This is a genomic window from Streptomyces glaucescens (assembly GCF_002154375.1).
Taxonomy (GTDB): domain Bacteria; phylum Actinomycetota; class Actinomycetes; order Streptomycetales; family Streptomycetaceae; genus Streptomyces; species Streptomyces glaucescens.
The window spans coordinates 1-2727 of record NZ_MUND01000782.1 but is presented as its reverse complement, the minus strand read 5'-3'; the positions used below and the strand labels follow the sequence as shown (position 1 = coordinate 2727).

The window sequence follows — 2727 nt, the reverse complement described above, 5'->3', positions numbered from 1 at the left end:
CCACCGCGCCCCCCACCGTCCGTCACGCCGTGCGCCCCGCCGCCCGTCACGTCCCTCGCACCACTCGCCGCATCGTCCGTCGCCTCCGTCACACGGCCAGGCTAGGCGCACAGGGGAACGACTCCTCCACCTTGCGGAGTACATGTGTCCGATACGGATCGATCCTCCGGTTGACCCCCGCACGCACCGCGCTTCCCTACGCTGGGTTACGTGCAGCGCCTCTATGACTTTCTCCGCAGGCACCCGACATGGGTCGACGGCTTCTGGGCCGTGATCCTGCTCGGTCTCTCGCTGGTGGGCGGACAGGTCGAACGGAACATGGGCACCGATCTGCCGGCGCTCATCGTTCCGGTCGTGCTGCTGCTGTGCGTCGTGGTCGCGCTGCGCCGCCGGCTGCCGGAGCCGATGCTGCTGCTGGCGATCGGGGCGGGCGTGGCCCAGCTCGTGCTGGACGTGGCGACCACACCCGCCAACTTCGCCATGCTGGTGATCGTCTACACGGTGGCCGCGATCGGGGCGCGCTGGGCCTCCCGGCTGGCGCTGGCCGCCGGCTTGTGCGCGGCGCCGCTCGCCCAGATCCGCTGGCCGGCCACCGATTCCGGTGTGGCGGGCGACATCGCGGTCGCCGTCTTCCAGACCGTGCCGTTCGCCCTGGCCTGGGTGCTCGGCGACTCGATCCGCACCCGCCGCGCCTACTTCGCGCAGCTGGAGGAACGCGCCGCCCGCCTGGAGAAGGAGCGCGAGGCGCAGGCCAAGGTCGCGGTCGCCGCCGAGCGCGCCCGGATCGCGCGGGAGCTGCACGACGTCGTCGCGCACAACGTGTCGGTGATGGTGGTGCAGGCCGACGGCGCCGCCTACGTCCTCGACGCCGCTCCCGACCAGGCGAAGAAGGCCCTGGAGACGATCTCCTCCACCGGCCGCCAGGCGCTCGCGGAGATGCGCCGGCTGCTCGGGGTGCTGCGCACCGGCGAGCACGAGGAGAGCGGGGAGTACGTCCCGCAGCCCGACGTGGAGCAGATCGAGGACCTGGTGGCGCAGTGCCGGGACTCCGGGCTGCCCGTCGACTTCAAGGTCGAGGGCACCCCGCGCCCGCTGCCCAGCGGCGTCGAGCTGACCGCCTACCGCATCGTGCAGGAGGCGCTGACCAACACCCGCAAGCACGGCGGCCCGAACGCGGGTGCCAGCGTGCGCCTGGTCTACTTCGACGACGGCCTCGGGCTGCTCGTGGAGGACGACGGCAAGGGCGCCCCGCACGAGCTGTACGAGGAGGGCGGCGCCGACGGGCAGGGCCACGGCCTGATCGGCATGCGTGAGCGGGTCGGGATGGTCGGCGGCACCCTGGACGCGGGGCCCCGCCCCGGCGGAGGATTCCGCATCAGTGCGCTCCTGCCGCTCAAACCGGCGCATTGACGTATTCGCACGCCCCTTGTTGACACCTGTCACGCCCCCCAACCGCTCACGATCATGGACATGGAAGAGGCCCCGATGACGATCCGCGTGATGCTCGTCGACGACCAGGTGCTGCTGCGCACCGGGTTCCGGATGGTGCTCGCAGCCCAGCCGGACATGGAGGTCGTCGCCGAGGCGGGCGACGGCGTCGAGGCGCTTCAGGTGGTCCGCTCGACCGCCGTCGACGTGGTGCTGATGGACGTCCGGATGCCCAAGCTGGACGGTGTGGAGGCGACCCGCCGCATCTGCGCCGAGCAGGACCCGCCGAAGGTACTGATCCTGACCACCTTCGACCTCGACGAATACGCCTTCTCCGGACTGAAGGCGGGCGCCTCCGGGTTCATGCTCAAGGACGTGCCGCCCGGCGAACTGCTCGCCGCCATCCGCGCGGTGCACAGCGGCGACGCCGTGGTGGCCCCCTCGACCACCCGGCGGCTCCTGGACCGGTTCGCGCCGATGCTGCCCAGCACCGGCAGGGAGCCGCAGCACAAGGGACTGGAGCGGCTGACCGAGCGGGAGCGCGAGGTCATGGTGCTCGTCGCGCAGGGCCTGTCCAACGGGGAGATCGCCGCCCGGCTGGTGCTGTCCGAGGCGACCGTGAAGACGCACGTGGGGCGGATCCTGACCAAGCTCGGGCTGCGGGACCGGGTGCAGGTCGTCGTCCTCGCGTACGAGACGGGTCTGGTGCGGGCCGGCGGACACGGCTGACGGCATCGAACCGCTGACGGCCTGGTGAGGCGTCGGTAGGGTCCTGCGCATGCTCCTGTGGATCAACGGCCCCTACGGGGGCGGCAAGACACAGACCGCACACGAGATACGGCGCCGCCTGCCCGGCAGCGTCATCTGCGACCCCGAGCACCTCGGCTTCGGCCTGCACCGCATGCTGCCGCCCGCTCTGCGCGGGGACTTCCAGGACCTGGCGGCCTGGCGGCAGGGCGTCGTCGAGGTCCTCGACCTCACCCTGACCCGGCACGACGGCGTGGTGATCGCCCCCATGACCGTCACCCACTCCGGCCACTTCGCCGAGACCGTCGGACGGCTGCGCGAACTCGGCCACGACGTACGCCACTTCACCCTGCTCGCGGAACGCGACACCGTCCTCGCGCGGCTGCGCGAGCGGGGATTCGGGCATGTCCTGCGGTACGTCGCCGGGAAGGACGCCGGACTGCGCCGCGAGGGCTGGGCCGTCCGGCAGCTCGACCACTGCCTGGAACGACTGCGCGAACCCGAGTTCGCCGAGCATCTGTGGACGGACCACACCACCGTGCCGAGGACGGC

The 2727-nt window shown here is 71.8% G+C and carries 3 protein-coding genes; all 3 read left to right on the top strand.

Annotation, left to right across the window (positions count from 1 at the left end; all coding sequences use genetic code 11):
* Positions 1 to 210: 210 nt before the first annotated feature.
* The gene (locus CCN42_RS37110; protein ID WP_086741697.1) at positions 211 to 1410 is read left to right on the top strand and encodes a sensor histidine kinase; all 1200 of its coding nucleotides are present in this window, start codon (positions 211 to 213) and stop codon (positions 1408 to 1410) included.
* A gap of 75 nt (positions 1411 to 1485) precedes the next feature.
* The gene (locus tag CCN42_RS37105) at positions 1486 to 2157 is read left to right on the top strand and encodes a response regulator (RefSeq protein ID WP_086167672.1); all 672 of its coding nucleotides are present in this window, start codon (positions 1486 to 1488) and stop codon (positions 2155 to 2157) included.
* A 49-nt stretch (positions 2158 to 2206) separates the two neighbouring features.
* The coding region (locus CCN42_RS37100; protein WP_086741698.1) for an AAA family ATPase at positions 2207 to 2727 on the top strand (521 nt) is incomplete at its 3' end.

What these genes read in the sequence shown, in the direction of transcription:
- CCN42_RS37105 (WP_086167672.1), top strand. Translation starts at nt 1,486, where the DNA reads ATGACGATCCGCGTGATGCTCGTCGACGACCAGGTGCTGCTGCGCACC.